A 22815-nucleotide genomic window follows, 5' to 3' on the forward strand; every position below is an offset into this window, starting at 1 on the left:
TCTCCTCTAGGCGTTTCTGGATTCGGTGATGTGGTGATTGAGCGCGTCGCGGACCCCGTCAACGTCCGGACCGGTGACCGTCCAGTCGGTGAATTGCGCCAGGGCGCGAACTTTGTCGAGGTCTTTCTCGTCGCCGACCCACGCAATTTTGAGGGGCAGCCACGCGAGGTCCACCATGTACCCGCCGAATTCCTCGCCCTGCTCCGGAATCGGGAGACCCCGCTCGGCGGCGAATCTTAGGATGGTTCGTTCCTGAGCATCGAGGGCGTCGTCGATCATGTCCTGCCACTCGGGCGACAGCTCGGTGGTGGCCGGTGTGTCTTGGACGATCGCGGCATCCGGGTCGGTTGACGGTGGGGCCATGGTGTCCTCAGCCAGAAGCAACGACATAATCGAGTCTTCTTCGGCCACGTGAGTGGCCTCATCGGAGAGGGCCTGGGAGAGTGTGGTCCACGTTTCCAGGGTCGCAGGGTGACGAGTGGAGTCCGCGAACGGCTGTGCCAGGTTCGCGATGGCGAGCCATTGGCGCCACCCCCGATCGAAGTCCTCACTCGTCAGCGCTTGTTCCCTGTCATCGAGAACCGCCACCACCTGGCGGTCGCCGTCGATCATGGCCAGAATTGCGAGGGGCAGGTCGGCTCGAACCAGGCCGTTGGGTCGACCGCCGTAGACGATGGCGCTCTGGTCACGCGCGTCGTCGAGGAGCGCCAACGCTCCCGTCAGCATGCGATCCGGGATGACGTGCCGGGCGACCTGCCGCGAAAAGAGGCCGGTGGATAGGCTCTCAGAGACTTCGCGCTGAATCTTCCACGGGTCTTTGGTCCCGCCGCGGAAAAGTCGGAGCAACTGAGCCACGGGATTCTCGGTGAAGTACTCGTGGGCTTCGGCAGACAATCGCGACGAACGACGCAACCGCTCGAGAATTTCGGCGTCTGCCATGTCGTGAATCGCGGAAAGGCATGAATCCCCGTCCCGCTGTGGGCCCTCAAATTTGTTGAGGTCTTGGTCGGTCACCGCGAAGACCAGATATCCGAGCTCGCGAAGGGTCCGGCGTTTGGCGGCGTCGTCGGCCAGGCGGTTGTGGCTGGGGGTTGCGTGGAAGCGCTTGCCGTCCAGGAAGATCGCCGCGCCGTGGAATGCTCGATTGTCGTTCCACGTGATCAGCACGTCGGGCCGGGTGTTAGCGATTTGCACTTGCTGGGCCACGGTGAACTTGACGCCGTCTTGGAACAACGTGAATCCACGGCCTCCGTCACCCACGGTGTCGGTTAGCTGAGCGTCCTCGATGTTCCCGGCCGCTTGGCGGAAGACACGCATGAAACGTGACTCCAGGCTCGACTCGAAGTCATCGGACTGCTTCGGGGAGTCGGCCGTGATGGACCAGTTATTGGTGTCTTCGGGCGACTGGCCCTCGTCCGGGGCGAGCAAAGTATGCAGAAGCTGCTCGGCGCGGGAGCGACTGACCATGTGGGAGTTCTTTGACTCCACATAAGGCAGTAGGCACTTGTGGCAAGCAGGCTCATCCTGGTCGACGCACGGGCATTCGCTCAGGCGTCGCCAGGCGTTCAGGAACACCTTGTGCAGGGATTCGGGAGTTGCCATTTCGGAGAGGTAACCGGTTCCGCCGGGAACGTCGTCGTACAGCAGTATTGCCATCGCGTTATTCCGTTGCGTGTCTTTGATGGTTTCCATGCTCAGATGGTCAATCTCGCCGCCGAAGAGCTCCCTCAGGCCAAGCCTCACCGCTGCGTAGAAACTCCACAGGGAAACCCCCGAAGTGTCTTCTCCGATGGACTTGGGGATGCTCAAGAGGATGGACTCGGTGACCAGCTCCCGGGCGAGAACCACCTTGATGGACTCGGAGTTTTCGAGGGCACGATTGCTACACCAGGGCTGGTGCTCTGCCGGACTGTTGGTGCCAGTCTGTTGATCGACGTGGCCGCATTCGGCGCAGATCAGGAAGCCGCTCGTGCGGGTCTTATCCCCGGCCAGGATGATGTCCTGACCGCTTTCTTGGCTCCGGCCAATATTCAGATTGGTTAATTTGCTGTCGCGTCGGTAATTCACGCCGATGCCTGTGCCGTCCACGGACCAGTTTTTCAGCTGGATGGAGCGGTTGAAGTCGGGGACGATCCTGGTCTCAAAGGATATAGAGCGCCGGATATCCGAGGCATCGCCGATGGTGCTGAGGTTCTTGTCCATGCTGGAGTAGACCTTCTTGAGCTTTACCACGTTGAGGCTCTGGCCGGGGTCGCCGATGCCGGAGTCTTGGCACTGACGGCAGCTCAGCAGCTCGTCGTCCCCGGGCGTGAGGACTTCTTGGTGGCCGCACCTGGGGCAAAAGGCCACCGTCGAGATGCCGGAACCTTCCATGCCCAGATCGACGGTATCGATCTCGAGGTCTTGTCCTTGAGCGTAGAAGTGATTCCCGGGTGCGAGCTCTTTAAGGGCCCGGAACCCCGACCGGTGGAAGGTTTGCGGAAGCGTGTGATACTGGCCGTCGTCGTCTTTCCACGTGAGGGTCACGTCCAGCTCCACGGAATCGTCGTAGAGCGTGAAGTTCGGCAACAGGCCAAAGCGTTCAAGAACGCCGACCCAGTGCTGGAAGTTAAAGGCGGCCTGCTCCGACCGAGTCCGGCGTTCTTGGCCGTAGAGTTTCTTGATCTCTTTCTCGCGGGCCTCGGGGTCCTCGGTGCCTTCCAGATCGATGTCGGCTTGGCGGAGGAGGTCCTCTTGACCCTTGAGCTGGGAGGCGGTCGAGTCTGCATCGCTCGCGGCGATCTGCTGGCCGTCCCGAACCTCTGCCATTCTCTTACGGATCTTTTGGAGCCGGTACCCTAGCTCTTCCTTTTCTCGGTTCCACCGCTGTACCGCGTCGTGCACGCTCCGCGACAAGGGGCTGGTGCCATTGGCATCGGGGGTGGCCCAATCCCGAAGGGCCTGGATAGCCTGCGGCGTAATGCCTTCCCTCGGGTTTTTAGCCTGGTCAAATTCGGAAAGAAACTCGTCCAAACGCTCCTGCGGGGCCTGATGAGCTTCGTCGAGGACTGCGCCGAGGAAGGTGCCCGGTGCAGAGGATTTCAGGACCGTTACCTTGGCGGGGTCGGGTGTCCCGGAATCCCCGGCCAAGCGATCCATGAGGAAGGCCAGGTATTGGCGGTGCAGGATCTCCTCGGCGGAGAGATACGCCGCAGGTGGGCGCACCGACCCGTTGATCATCTCGTCGGGATCGGTCCGAACCGCTTGGCTCGAGCCGCGGCTCGAGAGGAAGGTCAAGTCCAGCGAGTTGCCGGTCTTTCGGCCCGAGCGACCCACACGTTGAAGGTATGAGGCCACGGTCCGGGGGAGGGAGGAGAGAATCACCATCGAGAGGTCGCCGATGTCGATGCCCATCTCCAGAGTCGGCGTCGCCACGAGTACGTTCGGTGCGCCCGGGGTGTCGGCACTGTTTTTGAACTGATTTTCGTATTCCAGGCGCTCGTCTGTGGGCAACAGAGAGGTGTGTTCGCGGGAGATCACTCTCAGCATCTCGCCGCGGTACAGGCGCTGGTAGTAATTTTTACCGCGGGTTTGGAGCTGCAACTGTCCCTGGCATGCCGTCGTGACGCATGGAGCGTCTTCCATGGACTTGACGTATTCGTGCAGTCCCGTGAGTTCGTTGCCGCACACTGGGCACACCAAAAAGGTGTCGTCGGTGCCCTCCGGAATACGGGCCACGACGACGCGTTCCCGCTGGAGACCGTAGGTAGTTACGCTGGCCTTGCGGTTGTCCAGCTCGATCGCGTCCGTAATGCCGGCGCGCGTGAGCGCGTCAAACAAGGGCCGGAGCACATGGGAAGCATCGCGGCGTCCCACGGGTAAGCACTGGGCAGTCAACCGCGCGAAGCGGCCGGTCGATGCGGACAAATCAGGGAAGCCGGTTTTAATGGTTGCCGGCATTCGCCCGACGTAGGGGAATTCCGGCGTCCGTGCCGCCGGCGGGAAGGCCCGCATCGCGTCGCGGGGGTTTCGCCCACCCCACACCCGGTATCGGGCGCCTCCCGCACGCCGGAAGGCCCGGAACCAAGGGTGCGAAATGGCACCGTCCAGGCGCATGCGTTCAAGGACACCCCGAACCCACTGTTCGACCTGGTGGTCGGTCAGGGAATCGAAGACGTCTTCTTCCTGCCGCAGTGTCTGAGGCAGTTTCTCGAGGGCGGAGCGGCCGATGTTCACGAGTTCCTCGCGTTCGGCCCGGACCGACGCTACGGCCGTGCCGGTGGTGGCGAGGGTCCGGCCGTAGGAGCCGGTTAGGCCCACTTCGAGGTCGATCTCCATGGAGAGGCGTCCCAGGACCTTGGCCTTGGCCGCCCGTTTCTCCTTGGCGGAGGGATTCCCTTCCCAGAAGGGGCGGATCCCCTGGTTGTGCGCGATGGTGGACGGCAGGAGGCGGTACCTGTCGGCGTCCGTGGTGGCGGCGTCGACCATGCGCTGGGTGATGTCGTCGGCCGTGAGGGGAGTCCCGTCAGCTGCGAGCGAGGAGTGGATTGCGGATCGCAACGAAAGCGCATAGGACCTGGACTCCACGAAGGCAGCCCGGTGCGCGGCGTCCTGCACCGAGTCGGTGAACACCAGGGACTTCTTTTCGCCCGGATCGAGGGATGGCGTGCCGAACAGGTTGGAGAGGGCCACGGACAGAAGGGTCGCGATGGCCGAACCCACGAAGCGGATGGTGTTGTGGGCTTCGCACGAGGGGCAGACGTCGTCGTTGGATTTCTGGTCAGCTTCCAGACCCGTCCACATGATCACGGGCAGTTGGTCGATGTCTCCGACCTCTTCGGATGGTTGGGCCGTGTCCAGGGCGTGGGTTTCCGGGTTGAGGAAGCGGACCCGTTCGGCGCGATCGCCACCGACTTCCTGAGGCGCCAGGATCAGCGCCCGGAACCGTCCGGTGTTGCGGGCATGCTGTTGGCGAATGTTCTGGGCATCGAGACGGATCTCATCCGTCCCGGTGAGTACCGTACCCCAGCCGGAGGCACCGCAGGCGCGGCAATAGATGGCGGGCAGATGGCTTCCGTCGGGGGCCGCGTGGTCGTCGCTCCACACGAACTCCACTGTGGAGGAGGTCACGCGGTCAACCCGACTGATCTCCCGGATCCAGAGGTGAACCTCGACGTTGGGGAACTGGTTCCGGTCGGCCGCCGACCTTGCGTGCGAGAGCGCGGCGACGAGGTTCTCCAAAAAGCGCTCGCCCGAATCGTCCTCTCCCGGCCGATCTAATACGGTGCGCACCAAGCTGGTGATGGTGGAGGCCGTCCCGGTTTCGTGCAGCAGGCGTTGGACCACGCTGTGGGCGAGCAAGAGATCCGCGTCGCGGTAGGTTTTGCGGGCATGGTCGATGGTGCCGGTCTTGGCCGAGGGATCCGTCCAAAGAATGTTGAGCACGGCTGCGGTGATGTCCTCAGGGTTCTCGCTCGGTTCGCCGGTACCGTCCGCGCTGTCGATGAGCGCGCGTTTGATGGCGTGGAAGTCCGCTGGTCCGAGGTCTTTCGTGGGGACGAGCCCGCTGCCCCCAAGCCGCTCCTGCGCGGCGGCTCCGAGCTCGTCCACGGATACGCGGGATTCAACCACCACGGAATCGTTGGTGAACTCCGTGCCGAACACTGTTTGAGCGAAGCGGGCCACTGCCCCGCCGTCGCCTTGGTCCCCGAGGGTTGCGGAAGTGGCCACAGGCACCAGATGGTTTGTGCCCGGGGCGAGGCGTTCTAACAACAACCGAAGACGGCGGATCAGCATAGCGACGTCGGTGCCTTGCGCGCCGTTGTATGTGTGGAATTCGTCCAGCACCAGGTACCGCAGGGCCTCGGCGGAGTCTTCCCAAATCCGGCGGTCTTCCCGGCGGAGCAGGAGCTGGTCCAGCATCTTGTAGTTGGTCAGCAAGATGTCCGGGGCGGCATCCCGGATGGTGTAGCGATCCTCAATGAGTTTCTCGGGGGTCATCACGGTGCTGGGGGTGGGGTTGTCACCCGTGTAGAGGCCAGCGGTGATCCCGGCGAGTTGGGGATTGGAATCGATCATGTCCGCCAGGCGGGAAGCTTGGTCGTTGGCCAGGGCGTTCATGGGGTACAGGATGATCGCCTTGACGCCGTGAATCCCCTGTTTCCTGGCGCGAACCGCGTAGTCCAGCAGGGGGTACAGGAAGGATTCGGTTTTACCGGAGCCGGTTCCGGTGGTCACGATGGTGGGTTCCGGCAGCCGGAATCCGCGCGAGTCTTTCTCTCCGGGCAATTCGGGGGAGGTGGCCAGTCGCTCGAAGGCCGCGGCCTGGTGGGAGTACGGGGAGAACCAGTCTGGCAGGATGTCCAGCACGGGTTTGCGGTTCACTGACCGGAACGGCAGACGTGTCCGCACGTAGGGACCCTTGAAAATGCCGTGGGTGCGGTCCTTCAAAAAGTCGGCGAAGGAGTTCTCCACGTGCTTTTCGGAGAAGCGCACCGCGGTGGAGGTGTACTGGACCAGCGCCTTTTTCAGCGCCTCGGCCTGGATGGTGGGGAGCAGTTCGCTCATCAGTTCTTGTCCTGGTGGTTCAGGCGGCGGGCGAATTCGCGGTAGGCGGTTCGCATGTCTTCTTCGCGGTCGAGGATCCGGAACGGCTCGTGCGCTACCAATGTGCGGCCCTCGGGATTGACGTAGGTGCGGTCTTCTTCGGGCATCCCGGATTCTGGTCGCCCGGCCTTATTCCAGGCGGTCCGGACGGTTGAGGGAATCACTCGGCCAGAGGCGTCGTAAATGTAGGCGCCGCGCCCTTCGCCCCGGTCGTAGCCGTAGAGGACGCCGAACTGGGTGCGGTAAGTCGTGCACAGCTCGTCGATGCTGATGCCGGTCACGTGAGCCATGATTGCGTCGATTTCCACCAGGGCTTGGCGACGGTCCTCGTCCACGCGCAGGGGAGTGGCCTGGGTCCATTGGGGGCCGACGGCGCCAAGTTCGGGCCGCGGACCGGAATCCGCCGCGGTATGGGTGTTGCCGCCGGTCCAGGAGTCGTGGGTCATCTCCTCGCGCCAGCAGTCCGCCCAGAGGTCTGCGTAGGCGTCCGTGAGGGCGTTGAGCCGGAGGATCCGGAGGATCGCGGCGGATGCGAGGGGGTGGCCCTCAGGGATTCGGGGGAGGCGATCGATGGCGGCTCGGAAAATGTTGTTTCCGGATGTAGCCCGTGTCAGGAAATCAGATAGCAACGTAGTCATGCTTGTCGTAGCTAACGCGAGCAGATTTGCTCGATTGGCCACGTCAGTAAAGCCGATACAGAAGGCACCATCAATGGTGGCCGTACCCGGAGGGAAAATGGCTGGGATTAAGGTGCGTTCGCCTGTTCCGGCCGCCATCCGACGCCACATGACCCGGTAGAAATCCCTCACCGGGGCGCGGCGGACCGTTCCCGGTTCATTTCCGGGGACTTCCCACGAGCCGTAGGCGTTGTCGTACCGGGACGTGTCGGTATTGCCGTCCTTGTCCTGCTCATAAATGGGCTTGTACTCGGTGACGGGTAATGCATCGCTGGAGAGGCGCTCCAGGTCCACGCGGGAGTAGTCCTGGTTTCCACCCATCGTGGAGTTACGGGACTGGAAGAACGGATTGCCCACGTGGAAATACGGGCCCTGCAAGATGACGTCTTTCCACTGCGGTGCCGCACCCCAGCGCGACTCGAAGTAGCCATCCCGGCGCGCGCTGGTTTCGTGCATGCCGCTATTGAACTGAGGGGACAAATCAGAGATCGAAGCGTCCCTGGTGAGCTTCGCGAGGACTTCACGAGCTGAGGCGTTGACGGTATACACCATCCGTGACGACGCCACGGGAGTCTCAGGGCTTCCGCCTTCCATGACTTCGTGCCAGACTCGGAGGTCCTCTTCACCGACATGCTGGATTCGGGAGCGGTGCGGTCGTAGGTCCCAATTTCCGTCGTCGTCCTTGAAACCCGGTTCGGGACCATCTCCGTTGTGAACTAGCGAGGCGGAAGCCGTTGAGGGGTGGTATATATTTACGGCGTTTAGGAAACGGGTATCTTTTTGTGATCCATATACATTAACGCTGTACGAAAGGTGATGGTCAACTTCACTGAAAAGCTGTAGTTCATTGATAAAGCCCCAATGCCTACGCAAATGGCGGTACGTGTGGTGTCGAATAGTGTAACCACGGGCATCGGTGAAATGCGTTGGGGGGTGAACCAACGAGGATATCCCCCTCCTGGAAGCGTGATTCCACACCTGAACCATGAACGCCCGGTAGAGGTCCGGCTGAGTATTCTGTAACGGTTCATAGTTACAGGCGCTTGACACGAATTCCGCCGTGCCGACGGTTTCTCCAAGCCCTTGAAGAACGGTTTCCTCAGCGTCATTCAGGGAAAGTGAATACTCGTGTCGTTGCCTCTTCTCCGATTCTGACGGCTTTTGAGTCAGCACCCACCAGGGATCGTGGTCGCCGAGGAGCGAGGCCACGTTGATGGTCGGCCGGACCCACGGCGGATTTCCCACCTGCAGATCAAACCCGCCCCGGGCAAAGACGGCCGCGAAGTCCAGTTCCCAGTGGAAGAAGCGCTGTTCCTTGGCGATGCGCTGGGCTTCCTGTAACCACGGGATCTCATCGAGAAGTTTCTCGACGTCCTCGCACCCTTCGGCCGTGAACATGACTTCGATGTGGTCCAGCGTCGCCCATTCGTCGTCGCCTCGCCCGAAATAGGAGTCCTGACGAGCGTACTTTGAGACCTTGTACTCGCTGCCAACAATCCTGCGGATGGTCGTTAGCCACTCATCGAACTCCGGCGGCTTGGGCACGCTGCCGTCGGACAGAACAGGCCAGAACCAAAGGGCACACCACGCATCCATGACCAGGCGCAAGCGCCGGTACGCGGAATTCGACTCCCGCAGAGACCTCTCGATCTCTTCGCGAGTCACCTCGCCACCAGCAGGAACTTCAGCCTCCCAGACGTCGATCGACCGGCGGGACTGCCGCTCGGCCTCGATCATGCGGCGCTCGGCGATACCCCACAGGTACTGAATCCGCTCGGTCAACGAGACCAGCTCTTTGACTTGCGACTTGTTCGGCTTGGCGGCCACGCGTTTGGTCCAGTCACGCAGGTCCTTGGCCGGTTCCGGGGCGAGCTTCTTGATTTCGTTATTGCCACCCGCGGCACCCCACCCGGAAGCCGGAAGCAAGAAGTGGAAAATGCCTTGGCCTGCGGGGGACTGGCTCAGCGGAATCCGGTCCGGGGCTTGCCCCATGCGGTCCTTCGGCTTAGCCTTCTCCACCGTCGAGGCGCTATACACCGCATGGCGCGCGCCGATCAGTGAGTTACCCGACCGCAACCTCAGACCAAACCACGGTGCCTTCAACCCGCGCGCCATGGTGTCCAGCCAGAGGGAAACCTCGGCCAGCTCCACGGCGGTCGGGTTCAGATCCACGCCGTACACGTTATGCAGGGCGATGTACGTCTTAGCCTTCTGGAATTCCTGCGGATATTCGTCCGGATCGATGGATCGGCCGACCTCCCGCTGGCGCCGTTCCAGGTAGGCGGCAGCCAGCTGGTTCACGGCCTCGATGGCGAACGCCCCAGAACCCAACGCGGGCTCACATACGCTCAGGTCTAAAATCTCTTGCGCCGTGGTGTCGTCGGTGAGCAACTCGTCCAGGCCTTGCTGCACCGTGAATTCCGTGAGCACCTTCGGCGAATAGTACGACGCCGAGCGCTGCCGTTCCCGCCCCGAAAGTCGGAACACGAACTCACCAAACTGATACCGCCGAACGTGTGGGCGGCCTTCCTCGTCGAGCACCTCGACGCAATGCACCTTCAGGTCTTCGTCCAGGCGGCGCTCCGGCACGACCCACGAGCCGTGCGACGCATCGCCGTGCGGGGCTACCTCCACGAGCTCCTCCGAAGCGAAAGAACCCGTGTAACTCATCAGCGACTCATACACCGCGCCCAACTGGTTGATTCCCAGTGCCACATAGCTGATGAATCCGCGATTCCGGCCGCGGGTTTCCTTGGTCAGCAGCAGGTTCTGGAGCACCTTTTGGAGGGCCTTATTGCCCAGCTTGACCTCGTCGATCAGCGACGTTCGATTCGGCCGGAACAGGTCCGAACGCATGGCTTCGAAAGTCAGGCCTTCGTGCGGGTTCTCCTGGTCTTCCCCGGCCGCACGCGGGGTGTGACCGGTCTCCACGAGGTGAAACAGCAACTGCAAGGACTCGTAAAAGTGTCGCCCGTCCGACGACGACGGCGTCAGCGGCTTGATCGTCAGTTCCCGCAGGCGGTCGATCGAATACCCGGATTCGTAGTCGGGGTCTCCGGTAGGCACCACACCCAGCCGGGGTGAGGCCTCCGCGTAGAGCAGGAACAGGACGCGGAATAAATACCGCAGGGACTGCACGGCCAGAACCTGGGCCTGGTCGTTCGCCAGCGGATCCAGGCCCTGGGCCTTCCTTCGGTTCACCACCTCATTCGCGATGATCTCAATGGACTCCCGCACGCCATCCCTCAGATCCGCGGAGACACCCACGGCATTCCGGACGGATTCCTCGCGGCGGGCATCCCACCAGATCTCGCCCTGGGCGTTCGGAATCAGCGAAGGCCCCGAAACGGAAGCGACCGCTCGCTGCGTCTCACCTCCCGAGCGCAAGTCGCCGCGTTCGGCAACCGTCTGGAGATCCACCGACAGGTAGCGACCCTCGGCCCAACCATTAGTGCCCGTGCTCGTGAGTAGTACGTGACGTCCCGCGAAGACCACCACGTAAGTAGGCGCCGGCGTATGACTGATCAGCGCGGACGTGACGCCGGCCACCGAGCCGATGGGATCCGGGTTGGTTTCCGTATCGAAGATGACGTCCTCCGGCAGGATCCCCGTGCGTGCCGAGACCAGTTCCTCCACGGAATCCACGGCCAGAGCGTCAACCACCGCGACGGTCGGTTGTTCGATCCCTGGGGCCGAATAGATCCGCAACGGCCCGTATTGCTCCACGTCCCCGCGGTAGTCGAACATCTCGCGAAGTTCCTCGGCGATCGCGGTGGAACCGTCAGCGAGCTTGGCCCGGCGGAGAGCCACCGGCGCGTCCTCGGGGATCTCCTGAACGTCGCTGTGAAGGGTAATGAGTTCCGAGAGTAGCCGTTGCCTCTTGGATGTAAATCGATCCAGTGGGCTGACCCAGCCGGAGCCATCCTCCGCCTCGGCCTTCCACTCCTTGACCAGGTTCTTCACGGCGGCGAGGAACGTTCCCGAGGATTGATCGGCGGTGAAGTAGAACTCGCTGATCCAATCGTTGGTGACCAGCAGGGCATCGCTTGAGGCCATGACTATTCTCCTTCTCGCGGGACGACCACCAGGATCGGACGGATGAAGCTCCGATCGGGCAACATCTCTTGGGCCAACTGACGTTGGGCCTGAAGCGTGGCCCTGGAATCTTTGAAAAGGGCCTGTCTGCCGGCGGCATCGTCCGCCTGTTCCATCCAGGCGTCCACCTCCGTGACCCATCGGTTCACTCGAGCCTCGGCGTCGTCTCGGATCGCGCGCTGAAACCCCTCGCTCTCCACGAAGTTCTCGACCATGGTCACGGCTTCGGGAATGAGGTGCTGAAACTGTTCCGGATCCTGAACGCTACGACCCAGCGTCTCAGGACCGAGACCCACCTTGGCAAACATCTGTTCCGGGGATTCAAAGAACTGCAACGAAGGCCAGCCCACCAGGAATTCGACGCCGTTGAAGGCCACCGTGATGTTTTCCCCGCGCTTGTTGGTCATGGTGGTCATCGTCAGAACCGTCGGATTGTCGACGTCGCCCCGAATCGCAAACACCTCGCCCCGCCCCAACGCGGCCAAGGACCGGTCCGATACCCAATCCAGGATCGGGTGCAAGGGAGCGAGATAGTGGGTATCCGGCCACGAACTCCCCTGGGTATCGCTCAAGGCGGCGCGAAGCCGGCGCTCCGCGATGCCGCGTTCCGGGGTGAGACGGATCTTCTCCAGCACGCCGCGTTCCGCCAGATACGACTGCGGCAAAGCCTGCAGCCGTTGGCGAAGGTCATCCGACGGCGTCAACGCGATCGTCTGCACCGCATCCGAAGCGCTACGTTCCACCTGGAGGTTCACGCCACCCGTCTCGGGAGACCGCTCGGGTTCGGTATAGATCTGCTCGAGACCGGCCAGCAGGAAATCCGAGGAGGACTGGAATAAACCGGGGTGGTCCAAATCCACCACGGGTTCCTCCTCCGGCTGGGCGACTGTCGGCTCGGGCTGCTCGTCGGATAGACCGAGCAGCAGGTCCATGATGTCGTCGCCGCCCTGAGACTGTTCCACCGCGGGCACGGTCTCCTCGAAGTCCTTAGCCCCGCGGAGCACTTGGACAATCTCGTCTTCCTCGGCCGATGCGCTGTACTTGCCCATGATCGACGTGGTGTCACCGAGTTTCTCGTGAGCCTCGCGCTCGCGTTCGAGCAGGCGCGAGAGGATGCGGATGTCGCCGGTGAACCCGCCCACATCGTCAAGGTCCAGGAGGAGCGTGGTGATCTGCGGCGGGTGTTCCTGCCCGTACCGGTCGATGCGCCCATTGCGCTGCTCGATGCGAATGAGCGACCACGGGATGTCGTAGTGAATCAGCTCGTGGCACTGCTGGTGAAGGTTCACGCCCTCGGAGGCGACGTCGCCGGTCACCAGCACCCGGATGGGGCTCGAGGCTTGTTTGAAGGACTCGACGATGGCCTGCTGCTCCATGTCGGTCAGGCCACCATGCAGAATTTGCACCTGCTCGGGCTTGAGCTTGAGATCCTTGATGAGATGCTCGCGCAGCCATGTCAACGTGGGAACACGTTCGGCGAAGACGACGGCGCGTTCGGGAGAATTCTTGGAGATCTTCTTCTCGCGAAGCTGGTCCAGCAGCGAGGAATACTTCCCCGATAGCGGCAGGCCGCTCTCAGGAAGGCAGGCGTCGTTCAGCTCCTGGAGGCGTTCCAAAGCTTGACGTTCCGCTGTGGCGTCTGGCTTGGCGTCGAGGCTCTTGAGCCTGGCAGTGACCGTCGCGCGCAGGGCGGCGGGTGAGGAAAGGAACGACTTCGCCAGGGTCCAGGGGAACAACTTGGAGCCCTTGCCGGAACTTGGCGGATTTCCAGAGGCTGGGTGCGTCCACGTGCCGGCGATTTCCCGGGCGACGGCGAGTTCCTCAGGCGACGGTGTGGCCAAAATATTGCGCGGAGGGAGCCGTTCGGCCCAGCGGTCGCCGACCTCGTCCTTAACCGACGGTGAATTTCGGTGTCGGCGGATCATGAGGTGCGAGACCGCCTCCTGCGTGATCGTTCCGTCTGGGGCCACACTCGACGGCTCTAAGAGGGTGAGCTGCTGGGCGAAGGAATCATTGCGACCGTTATGTGGTGTCGCCGAGGCCAGGATCAGCGAGTCGGTGTTCGGTGCCAGTGTCCGCGCGAGCTGGTTATTTTGCGTGGACCGATTGGTGACGTTGTGGGACTCATCGATCACCACGGCGTCCCAACGGTGTTTGCGGAGGTCTTGGACAAAACGATCTTGTTTGAGCGTGTCCATCGAGATGATGACCCGCTCAAAGAAGGTGAAGGGGTTCCGCGTGGCCGGGAGCTTCTGCTTGACCTGTTGCACGCCCTCGGAATCCAGGCGCACAAACGGAATGGCAAAGCGCGTCCACATTTCGTGCTGCATCTGTTCCAGCACATGGCGTGGGGTGACGATCAGGATGCGGCGTCCTTTGCCGCGGCGGATGAGCTCGGAGAGGACCATCCCGATTTCTAAAGTCTTGCCCAGCCCGACGGTGTCTGCGATAAGCAATCGGGCCCGGAGTCGATTAGGGTCCAGCGCCTTCGAAACCGCCTCGCGTTGGTAGGCCAATGTGTCGGCTAAGACGTGAGGGGTGACGGCAAGTTCTTGCTGGGACACCGGCAACGGCGTTTTACGGAGCGTAGCCTCGAGCCACAAGCGGGAGCTGACGTACCGAGAGGAGGTGTCCGCGACAATGCGCGTTTCCTTAGGGCTGAAGGTCCAGATCGAGTCAATCGAGGAGTAAAACCGGGCTGTGGTGCCTTCAACTAGGGGGCTGACACCGCTGACGGTCAAGAGGTCTCCATCGGCCGTATTCTCCACGGAGGTTACGAGCCACGTTTCGTCCCGAATTTCCACGAGGGATCCAGGAGCGACATCGGTGGTTTCGTGACTCAATGTGGTCCTCCCGCACTGTAAAAGACGTGACTTGTATATCTTAGAGGGATATGGATCACGTATCGACCAGGAGAGTGACGTCGTGTGGCGGATGATCCTACGGTGCGGTGATATTCCTCAATGAGAGACCCCTAGGGTTCCGAAGAATCTCATGCTGGAAAACTGAAAAATGAGTGTTGCTAGTTTCCTTTTGTTAGCCTTTAATTTCCTCGTGCGGCGACGGCTGGCGTCCAGATTCTTCCTGGCGTGTCCTTCTACTCGAGCGGGTGCCGCCTCATCCTTTCCACCAGCCCATTGTTGACCAGTCGCCCGGCCGCAGTGGCTGGTTTTCTGCGGGCTTGGTCGGTGACGCAGGCGCTGAATTCATCGGCGAGTGAGCCGCGTGGATACGTTTCGATGACTTCGTGCAGGAAGGCCTGTGGCAGGGCCTCGATGTTGGCGCCGGTAATGTCTAGGCCGGTCGCGAGTTCCAGGAGGTGCCCCTCCAGGTCGAGTTCCGGGTCCACGCTGGTCCAATTGTGTCGGATGATCACCTCAGCGACACGCTCGCGCCGCGCGGGTTCCCACCCGGCGCCCGCGGTGAGGGCCTTGCCGACGTGGCCGGCCGCTTCTTCGTAGGACAGCGTGTGATTGTCGAATTCCGGCACAGTACCTAGGTCGTGAAGGAGCGCGGCAACGTACAGAAGCTCGTGGTCGACCCCGGGGAGGCTTCTCTCGGCGGCAATCCCTTCGGCCCACAGCCAGGAACGCATCGTGTGATTCAGCATGGCCTCGGAATGATATTCGGCGGCCAATTCCCAGGCCGCCCGGGCCGCAGGAGTTTGTGGCGGGTGGATTTCGGCGAGCTTCATGGAATGAGTGTGTCACAACGGGCACGTTTGGAAGCTGAACGGTGCCCGGATCTAGGTGGCCGGGAATAAGAGGTTCCTTCCGGCTACTATGTGTCACGAGGCAGAAGCCTCACCTAAAACCTTAACCAGGGGCCGCCCGATGTTTAGTGTCGTCATTCCTACTCTGCAAAAATCACCAAAATTGGGAAGATTAATTAGCAGCCTGGATTCCGTCGATCTTGTGGGAGAAATCCTCGTCATCAATAACGCTCCGGAGCCGCTGGAATTTGCGAGCCAGAAGGTCCGCATCCTCAACCAGTCCGAAAACATCTTCGTCAACCCGGCATGGAACCTGGGTGCAGAACAGGCGCGGTTCCCCTGGTTAGCGATCCTCAACGACGACGTTGTCCTCGGCAGAGACTTTTTCAGCCGGGCGGCCTGGCTGTTGCGCACAGGGCGAGTGGGCATGGTCGGGCTGAATAAGGATCACGTAATCGAGTCGCCGGGCGGAATCCGAAAGTTCGTGCCGGCCAGTCCCGCTTATAAGCGAGGAATAGCTTTCGGCATGGCTATGGCCATGCCTACCCGGAATTACGTGCACATCCCCGAAAATCTCAAAGTGTTTTATGGGGATGATTGGATCTTCTACTCCCAAACTCTGCGGAATTGGACCCTGAGAAATATCCGCATCGATACTGACGTGTCCGTCACCTCGGGCGCTCCGAAATTCCTCGCGATGGGGCGCGAAGAGGAGCGATGGTATTTCGCGAACCAGCCGAACACCTACCTCTCCCGGTTCGGGCGGGAACAACGCGTTACCAGGAAGCTGTTGGATATCGCTTATGGGCTACGACGGATGCTCCCCGGGTGATTGACCCGAGGGAGTGGGGCCTAGCCGTTGTCCCCTGCGTTCTCTTCGTGCAGCCGTGCTAGGGCCTTTCTTTCGATAGGCCTGGTAATGGTTCGTGCGATGAGCCCGAGGAGAAGGGCCCCGATGATCCCTACGATGAAGTCGGTGCCGTCGTCAAATATTCGACTACAGACGGTGCTCCATGCCACGCAGAGAATTAACGCCATGATCCAAATGAGTGTGGAAGTACTGCTATTCGTCCGCATTCACCTATGGTACGTAGGCCTACCTACATCTGCGTGATGTTTTAGATTTATTCCGGGAAGCCTCGGAGCCGAACCCGAAAAATTCTCACCGGAAAAGGCGATCACTACAGATTTCACTAATTCGTCCGGGAACGGTCGCGAGGGTCTGAGTGCCCCTTTTGCAGCTCGAGAACTTTGAGGGCCAATTGCACTCGATTAGTCACGAGAAGCTTCTCAAAAAGGTGAGTCACGTGCGTCTTTACTGTGGGTACGGACAGAAAGAGCGCATCTGCGATCTCGGAATTGGTGAGTCCCTGAGCGACTAGCCCTGCGACCTCCCATTCGCGAACGGTCAAGATTTCCGGGACGGTGGGAATCGGGGAAGAATCCTTAAGCTCCTCGTCGGAGTCCGGAGGGCCATCCAGCACAGTGGTCTGTGTGGTGAGCCGGACCAGCCGTTGGAGAACCGTCGACGAAAATCGCGGTTCCCCTGCGGCGGCGTCGTGAACGGCTCGGACCACGTCTTTCGGCGGAGAGTCTTTGAGAAGGAAAGAGACGGCACCAGCGCGGAGGGCTTCTACGAGAAAAGTGTCGGTATCGAAGGCAGTCAGGACGACGACGGCAGCTCGCGCACCAGATTCGGTGAGACGTCGCGTCGCCTCGATCCCGTCCACGATGGGCATCCTGAGGTCCATGAGAATCACGTCGGGGTCTAGGCGTTGAGCTTGGTCGATCGCTTCCGCGCCGTTGGTGGCCTCGCCGCTCACCGAAATTCCTTCCGCACCGTCGATCATGAGGCGCAGGCCGGACCGCATGAGCCGTTCGTCGTCGGCGATGAGTACTGCAACCGAAGGAGCGTTCTCGCTCATGACCCCTCACTTTCCGACGACCCCCACGGCAGGCTGACGCTGACGATAAAGAGATCCTCTTCGAGGCCACCGTCGCGGGTCTCCCCATCGTGAGGAGATTTGACCGTGCAGACACCGCCGAGGAGACGGGCCTGCTCACGTATACCCGTCAGACCTAGGCCCGCACCACGATGGAGGCTTTCTGACCGAGACGCCCCGATGCTCGTCCGATTCCATGCCGTCAGCACAACCTCGGAGCCGGAGGCATTGTCGGCGCTTCGCGCAATACTGAGTTCAAGGAGATTCCCCGGCGCGTGTTTCCGTGCGTTTGCGATGAGCTCCCGAACAATCCGAGCCAAAGCGCTACTCAAGACCGGCTTTTCGGCGCTGAGCGTCTCAGAATTCAACCCGCTCCACGTGAGGATGACATCTTGCCCGGCCATCCGTGAATGCGCCACTTCAGCGTCGATCGATGTTGCCGTTGGCATGGTGGATCCGTCGTCAGAGCGCAAGGTCGTCAGTGCCTGACGGAGGTCGGTATTGGCCGCCTGAGCTTCGTCTCGAAGTAGGGAAAGGACTTCCTTCATCCGTTCGGGTGGAATGTCGTCCCGATAAGCCAGAGCTCCGGAATGCATGGCGATCAGGGACAGATGATGGGACAGGCTGTCATGCATATCGCGGGCTATGGCGGCACGCTGAGTCGCTTGGGCCTGGGCGACTAGTGCGCGGTGCTCCCGGGTTACGGCGTCGCGCTCGCGTTTCATAGCGTCACGTTCCCGCTGGTCGGTGGCCGCCTGAAGACGCAATGAGGTGATAAGGGCGAGTCGGGTGCCCTTGACGCGTCCCCACAAGAGGCAAGCCACAGCGAAAATCAGGCTCACGCCGACTTCGATAACGAATTGGGGCCTCCAATGCGGATCTACCATCGAAAAAACTACATCGGCGACGACGACGCCGACGGCGACAATCAGAAGGCAAAACAGATCCAAGCGGAGCTCTCGGCGCTTTCCGATGCGTGAGAGCCCGACCGCTACCGCGGGCAGGGAGGTTCCGCTGAGTGAACCCACCCCGATGAGGACATAATTCCACGCACCGGCATTTCGAAGAGGACCTGCGGCCAGATTCGTGAGGACGCCCAATACGAGATCGGCAAAAAGAACAAAGCTGAGACGATCGGGAATATGCTCGTGATTTTCATCCAGGAAAGTCGAAAAAATGACGACGAAGACGATCAGCCCGAGCAAGAAGCACGTGAGTGAAACGGCGAAGGAGCGCATGATGCCTAAGAAAATGCGCATGGCCGGTCGTTGTGGAGTCGATAGAGCGTTCTGAAAAACCACTCCGCTCACGGGGTCGCGAGTGAGCACCTGGTCCTGCGGTGCGGATGCTTGAGGCTCAGTCATTAGGTTCATTCTAAAGAGCCGGTGAATGAGCTTCATCGGTCGAAAGTATGAGTCGCGAGCATGAACGACGTCGAACTCTTCATTCCTTTGTCGGATCCGCCGCGGTTCCCGAATCGAACACCATGAATGGCATGAGTTCAATCGATATTGGCCGCCATCGTCAGATAGATCCTCCAGCGCCTCTTCCGTACCACCGGATCGCGCATCTCACCGCCACCACGGGGAAGTGGTGGCGACCATTGGTCGTGATCCTTCTGGGGGCAGTGCTGTTGGCAGGAGCCTTTGTCATCTACCCGATTCTTGTGACTCTAGCGGGAGTCCTGTTGAACATGGCGCCAACGACCTCGGCCTTTGATGACCCTCGCAATCCGATGGATTTGATGGTCGCGTTGGGATCAGTCGCTGTAGGCGTACCGGTGATCCTGTTCGCCTTTCGATGGGGCAGCGGGCGACATCGTTCCATGAGGGGAACGGTGCACAGTGTGAGGGGCCGCTTTCGGTGGCACCTCGTGGCGCGCGCCGGTTTGGTCGTATTTCCGATAGTTGCGCTGGTCAACTTGGTGAGTTTCCTGGTAATGCCGCCGCCAGACCTCTCCGCCCCACCGGCAAGTTGGTCCTTGGTATTGGCATACGTGGTGATCTTGGTCTTGACTCCCCTTCAGTGCGCGGCCGAAGAATACGTATATAGGGCGTTGCCCCTGCAAACCTTTGGTACTTGGCTCCGTTCGCCGCTGTGGGGAATCATCCTTCCGGTGCCGTTATTCATGGTGGCTCATGAATATGGCTGGGTCGGTCAGATCGACATCGCCACTTTTGCCGTATGTATGGGCATCTTGACGTGGAAAACCGGCGGTATTGAATGTGCCATTTTGCTGCACACGGCGCATAATCTGACGCTCCTTTTGCTGGGCACCTGGAGTCCTAGTTCTATGAAGCAAGGCGGTGAGGAGCCTCTGACATTGCTTTTTAGCCTCCCGCCGTTGTTTGTTCTCACCTTTGGCCTCATGTGGTGGATTTCCCGTAGAGAAAAATTGGCGTTTTGGGAAGCTCTGCGTGGCTCGGGACATCTGGAAACGGCAAGAGCCTCTGGTCGGTCGTGCCCGAACGCTGTAGATGGAAGAGAGCAGAGGGGCGAGATTTATGGGTGAGTCATCAACACTTGCGCCGTCGGCGCGGGAAAGGGCACTCGTCGTCGCCGTGGGCGGGGTGTTGGGCGCCATCGCCGGCTGGTGCGCACCGTTGCTGCTCGGCACGTTTGTGGGCGAGCTGCATCTCGTCCGGGTGGTTCTGACCGTCATTGATCGAATGAGTTCCATAGGCGGCGGATCGGGGCGCTACGTCGTGGCCCTCATTGGCGGTGCACTGGGAGGAATTCTCACCAATTCATTGGTTGCTTCCCTCAACACGCTGACCGTGGATCGTCATAGCCTCTACGTCCTCCACGCTCGGAAAACGAAGCGTTGGGCGAGGAGCCAAGTTCACAACATCGTGGTAGAGAAGGATTCCTTTAAATCCTGCGTCATTTCCATCAGGGACGCTCACGACGTCGACCTTCAACGCACCGACATCGATTTCACCCCAGAGGAAGTCCTGGCCGTGCTGCGGAAGCATGGATGGCCGGCCCGAATGCGGGACTAAGATCCCTGGATTGGGTTCCTCAACGCAGTCGGGATCTTGTGTGGCTGAGACCGCGCGGTGCGGTGGGTGGAATCCGGCTATCACGTGATAGGAGACCCGGTTGGGTGGCGATTTCCGTCAATTTCCGGGTGTCGGGCAGCCGCCCTTTGGTGGAGTTTGCCCGAGTTCTGAGGTGTTTAACGCCGATTGGTGGTGGCTATACCGCCTCCTAATGGCTGCAGGCGCCGCTGAATCGGGCTATCGCCACCGAATCGGGGCAGCTCCCACGAAATTCGCCCCCCCAAAGTGGCTCTTCCCCTGATGTTCCGGCGTCGGTTCTGCGCTCCGTCCGCAGGCACCTCTCGACGCAGCCCTCACTGAAACCCACGCTAGTTCGAAATGATCTACCCCGAACTGCCCCTCCGGGATAAATTCAAATCAGAACAGGTAAACATATTGCAATATGACTATGTGTTGGCTATCTTGAGGGTCATAGGGCGTGGAAGGAGCGGACTGACGCGGCGGAGCTTTTCACGACGTCCGGAAAGCGCCGCACGGATAGCCTGTCCGACGGTTACGTCGGTCGACTCTTTGCCCATGCCCGTGCCCATTCCCTTGAGAACGATGAACTGAAGGAGTCCACCATGAGCACCCATCATTCCGTAGCCGAACACACCGTTGCCGATCATCAGCATGGCCCCGATTGCGGGCATGAAAGCATCCAGCATGGCGATCACACCGATTACGTCCATGATGGGCACCTCCACGCTCTCGACGGCGATCACTACGACGAGCATGGTTCGTCCCCGGAGCGTCACGCTGAACACACCGTCGCCGATCATGAGCACGGTGCAAACTGTGGACACGAGAGCGTGCAGCACGGGGATCACACGGATTATCTCCACGACGGACACCTGCATGCCCAGCACGGCGAGCACTACGACGAGCACTAATTCGGCACTGATGGGTTAAAGATTTCTATGTGGAGGGGCTGGTCAGGGTCGAGCGGATCCGGTCCGGCCCCTTTGCTGTGCGTGTGGCACGAGGTTGACCAAACTGGTGTGTAATTATTGATCGGTAAAATAAATACCTGATGAATTATTGACGTCAGTACCTCAGATTATAAATATCAAATCCCGGAAAAATAAACTATTGATTTAAAACAAGATGTTTCGGTAATCTATGCTCGCGAGCGAACAGTCGACTCGACACAACCACTAATACTCTTGAAGGGATAGATGATGGACATCCAAGGTCTCATTGATGCCGGACTGAAGATCGTTGAAGGAGTGCTCGGCGTCCTGCGCTGGTTTGGCATTCTCTAAGCGCTTATCCATCGCTTGATAGCGTCAGCTCGGCGTGCACCCCTTTGGGGGTGCACGCCGTTGCAATTTTCGGGGGAGCAACGCGGCTTCCCGGTGCTTGCGACCAACGACGAATCCCAGAGGATTAGCGCTCGAGCCGCAATGCGATACGCGGAATGGAACGGCTACCTGAGCCGAATACCGTCCGCGTGTTTACCGTGCCGAATCACTGCTTTTCTCTATCTTTGCGGAATCTCGTCCGCCTTCCGGAGAAGGCATCTCCGTGGCAATGACCGCTACCGCGACTCCCAGGGCCCCAATGAATACAGGGAAGATCCCCGGCAATAGTGAACCGGCGAGAATTAGTGCCACACCAGTGAGCACAAGGCTAGAGGCCTTCGACGTGAGTGTGTGGCGAAGAGTGAGCCACCAGATCCCGATGATGAAAACCGCAACGGGCCCCGTAAGAGTGAGTGCACTGACGATGTGCTGAAGGTGCGCCTCCCCGGTAATGGAATCCACGGTGACTTCGATTCCTGCTGAGAATGCGCCTGCTGCGGCGAAGATGAGGTAGTGGAAGTAGCCAAATACCAGGGAAGACTTCAAGGTTTTGATGTGGTGGTGTTGCTCGCGCGAAAAATAGATCCACCACATTCCGGCCGCGATGATGAGGCCAGCTGCCGAAATTGCCAGCATTTCAACGAGGTGGTGACCTGAACCGAGGGTGTCAACAATGGCGGTGGCTGATGCCAGAATCGACTCGCCCAGCAAAATGAGTGTGAACGAGCCGTAGCGTTCGGTGAGGTGATGGGCGTGCCATGGTGTGGTGCCATGGCGTTCGGCCCACATCGGGACGGCGACTTCTGCCACAACGAGGACGAAAAAGCAGACGAAGCCCACTCCCTCGGGGAGGAATAAACGCACAACCCATGCAATTTGCACCGCACTGATTGCAGCGGCATATCGAAAAGTCGTACGTCGGAGGTCGCGGTTGTGAAGTCCGGCGCGTATCCACTGAGCCACGAGGGATAACCGCATGATCACATAGCCAATGGTCACGAGTGCGAAATCGTGTTCCTCCAAGGCCTTCGTGCTTCCGGCGGCCACGATGAGGGCGCCAGCCATTTGGAGCACCGTCATGGCGCGGTAAAGCCAGTCGTCGTTGTCGAACGAGGTGGCAAACCAGGTGAAGTTCATCCAGGCCCACCAAATGGCGAAAAAGACCATGAAGTAGCCAAGTAATCCTGCGGCTACCTGACCGTCAGCTTCCATGTGGTGTAGCCCCTGAGAGGAGAAAGAGACTGCGACGACGAAGACCAGGTCAAAGAACAGTTCTAGGGGGCTGGCAACACGATGAGGTTGATGCGGGTCTCGAGGGCGCATCGTGTTCAGGCTGCTGAGGCGGTTTGTGATCAAGGGAATGCTCTTCGGCAGGGGGATGTGGGTATGAGAAAAGGTGCTCTAACCCTAGTGTGCATGGCCCTGCCGAGTGGCAGGGCCATGCATGGGGTTGTATGG

The 22815-nt window shown here is 60.5% G+C and carries 11 protein-coding genes; 3 read left to right on the forward strand and 8 right to left on the reverse strand.

The window, feature by feature from the left end; all coding sequences use genetic code 11:
- Window positions 1-6: 6 nt before the first annotated feature.
- From D8M21_RS08200 to D8M21_RS08215, 4 genes are all read right to left on the reverse strand, one after another.
- Window positions 7-6546: a DEAD/DEAH box helicase gene (locus tag D8M21_RS08200; RefSeq protein ID WP_048680968.1), complete on the reverse strand. Its 6540-nt coding sequence runs from the start codon at window positions 6544-6546 to the stop codon at window positions 7-9.
- Window positions 6546-11318, reverse strand: coding sequence for an Eco57I restriction-modification methylase domain-containing protein (locus D8M21_RS08205; protein WP_048680971.1), 4773 nt, complete (start codon window positions 11316-11318; stop codon window positions 6546-6548). Before D8M21_RS08205 ends, D8M21_RS08200 begins: the two co-directional genes overlap by 1 nt.
- A gap of 2 nt (window positions 11319-11320) precedes the next feature.
- Window positions 11321-14200: a helicase-related protein gene (locus tag D8M21_RS08210; protein WP_048680972.1), complete on the reverse strand. Its 2880-nt coding sequence runs from the start codon at window positions 14198-14200 to the stop codon at window positions 11321-11323.
- Window positions 14201-14454: 254 nt separating this feature from the next.
- Complete coding sequence (locus D8M21_RS08215) at window positions 14455-15051, reverse strand: HD domain-containing protein (protein ID WP_048680975.1); 597 nt, start codon at window positions 15049-15051, stop codon at window positions 14455-14457.
- A 139-nt stretch (window positions 15052-15190) separates the two neighbouring features.
- On the opposite strand from D8M21_RS08215, the gene D8M21_RS08220 reads away from it, so the two are divergent.
- Window positions 15191-15901 (forward strand): glycosyltransferase, encoded by a 711-nt coding sequence (locus tag D8M21_RS08220; RefSeq protein WP_274542923.1) that lies wholly within the window; start codon window positions 15191-15193, stop codon window positions 15899-15901.
- A gap of 361 nt (window positions 15902-16262) precedes the next feature.
- Here the strand turns inward: D8M21_RS08220 and D8M21_RS08225 are convergent, their stop codons facing one another.
- Window positions 16263-16994, reverse strand: a complete 732-nt coding sequence (locus D8M21_RS08225) for a response regulator (protein WP_048680985.1) — start codon at window positions 16992-16994, stop codon at window positions 16263-16265.
- Window positions 16991-18376 (reverse strand): sensor histidine kinase, encoded by a 1386-nt coding sequence (locus D8M21_RS08230; protein ID WP_048680988.1) that lies wholly within the window; start codon window positions 18374-18376, stop codon window positions 16991-16993. The genes D8M21_RS08225 and D8M21_RS08230 overlap by 4 nt, the downstream gene beginning before the upstream one ends.
- A gap of 131 nt (window positions 18377-18507) precedes the next feature.
- Here D8M21_RS08230 and D8M21_RS08235 point away from each other — a divergent pair, with 131 nt between their 5' ends.
- Both D8M21_RS08235 and D8M21_RS08240 read left to right on the forward strand, forming a co-directional pair.
- A complete protein-coding gene (locus D8M21_RS08235) occupies window positions 18508-19524 on the forward strand; it encodes a CPBP family intramembrane glutamic endopeptidase (RefSeq protein WP_161970378.1) in 1017 nt (338 codons plus the stop codon).
- Window positions 19517-20014, forward strand: coding sequence for a YqeB family protein (locus D8M21_RS08240; RefSeq protein ID WP_048680995.1), 498 nt, complete (start codon window positions 19517-19519; stop codon window positions 20012-20014). Before D8M21_RS08235 ends, D8M21_RS08240 begins: the two co-directional genes overlap by 8 nt.
- 446 nt (window positions 20015-20460) lie before the next feature.
- On the opposite strand, the gene D8M21_RS11275 is transcribed toward D8M21_RS08240, so the two are convergent.
- Together D8M21_RS11275 and D8M21_RS08250 are read right to left on the reverse strand one after the other, a co-directional pair.
- Window positions 20461-20943, reverse strand: coding sequence for a hypothetical protein (locus tag D8M21_RS11275; RefSeq protein WP_048680997.1), 483 nt, complete (start codon window positions 20941-20943; stop codon window positions 20461-20463).
- Between the two features lie 567 nt (window positions 20944-21510).
- A complete protein-coding gene (locus D8M21_RS08250) occupies window positions 21511-22713 on the reverse strand; it encodes a low temperature requirement protein A (protein WP_238651216.1) in 1203 nt (400 codons plus the stop codon).
- Window positions 22714-22815 lie beyond the last annotated feature (102 nt).

This window comes from Kocuria sp. HSID16901 (assembly GCF_003989425.1).
Taxonomy (GTDB): Bacteria; Actinomycetota; Actinomycetes; order Actinomycetales; family Micrococcaceae; genus Rothia; species Rothia massiliensis.

What these genes read in the sequence shown, in the direction of transcription:
- D8M21_RS08200 (WP_048680968.1), bottom strand. Translation starts at nt 6,546, where the DNA reads ATGAGCGAACTGCTCCCCACCATCCAGGCCGAGGCGCTGAAAAAGGCG.
- D8M21_RS08205 (WP_048680971.1), bottom strand. Translation starts at nt 11,318, where the DNA reads ATGGCCTCAAGCGATGCCCTGCTGGTCACCAACGATTGGATCAGCGAG.
- D8M21_RS08215 (WP_048680975.1), bottom strand. Translation starts at nt 15,051, where the DNA reads ATGAAGCTCGCCGAAATCCACCCGCCACAAACTCCTGCGGCCCGGGCG.
- D8M21_RS08220 (WP_274542923.1), top strand. Translation starts at nt 15,191, where the DNA reads ATGTTTAGTGTCGTCATTCCTACTCTGCAAAAATCACCAAAATTGGGA.
- D8M21_RS08225 (WP_048680985.1), bottom strand. Translation starts at nt 16,994, where the DNA reads ATGAGCGAGAACGCTCCTTCGGTTGCAGTACTCATCGCCGACGACGAA.
- D8M21_RS08230 (WP_048680988.1), bottom strand. Translation starts at nt 18,376, where the DNA reads ATGACTGAGCCTCAAGCATCCGCACCGCAGGACCAGGTGCTCACTCGC.
- D8M21_RS08235 (WP_161970378.1), top strand. Translation starts at nt 18,508, where the DNA reads ATGAGTTCAATCGATATTGGCCGCCATCGTCAGATAGATCCTCCAGCG.
- D8M21_RS08240 (WP_048680995.1), top strand. Translation starts at nt 19,517, where the DNA reads ATGGGTGAGTCATCAACACTTGCGCCGTCGGCGCGGGAAAGGGCACTC.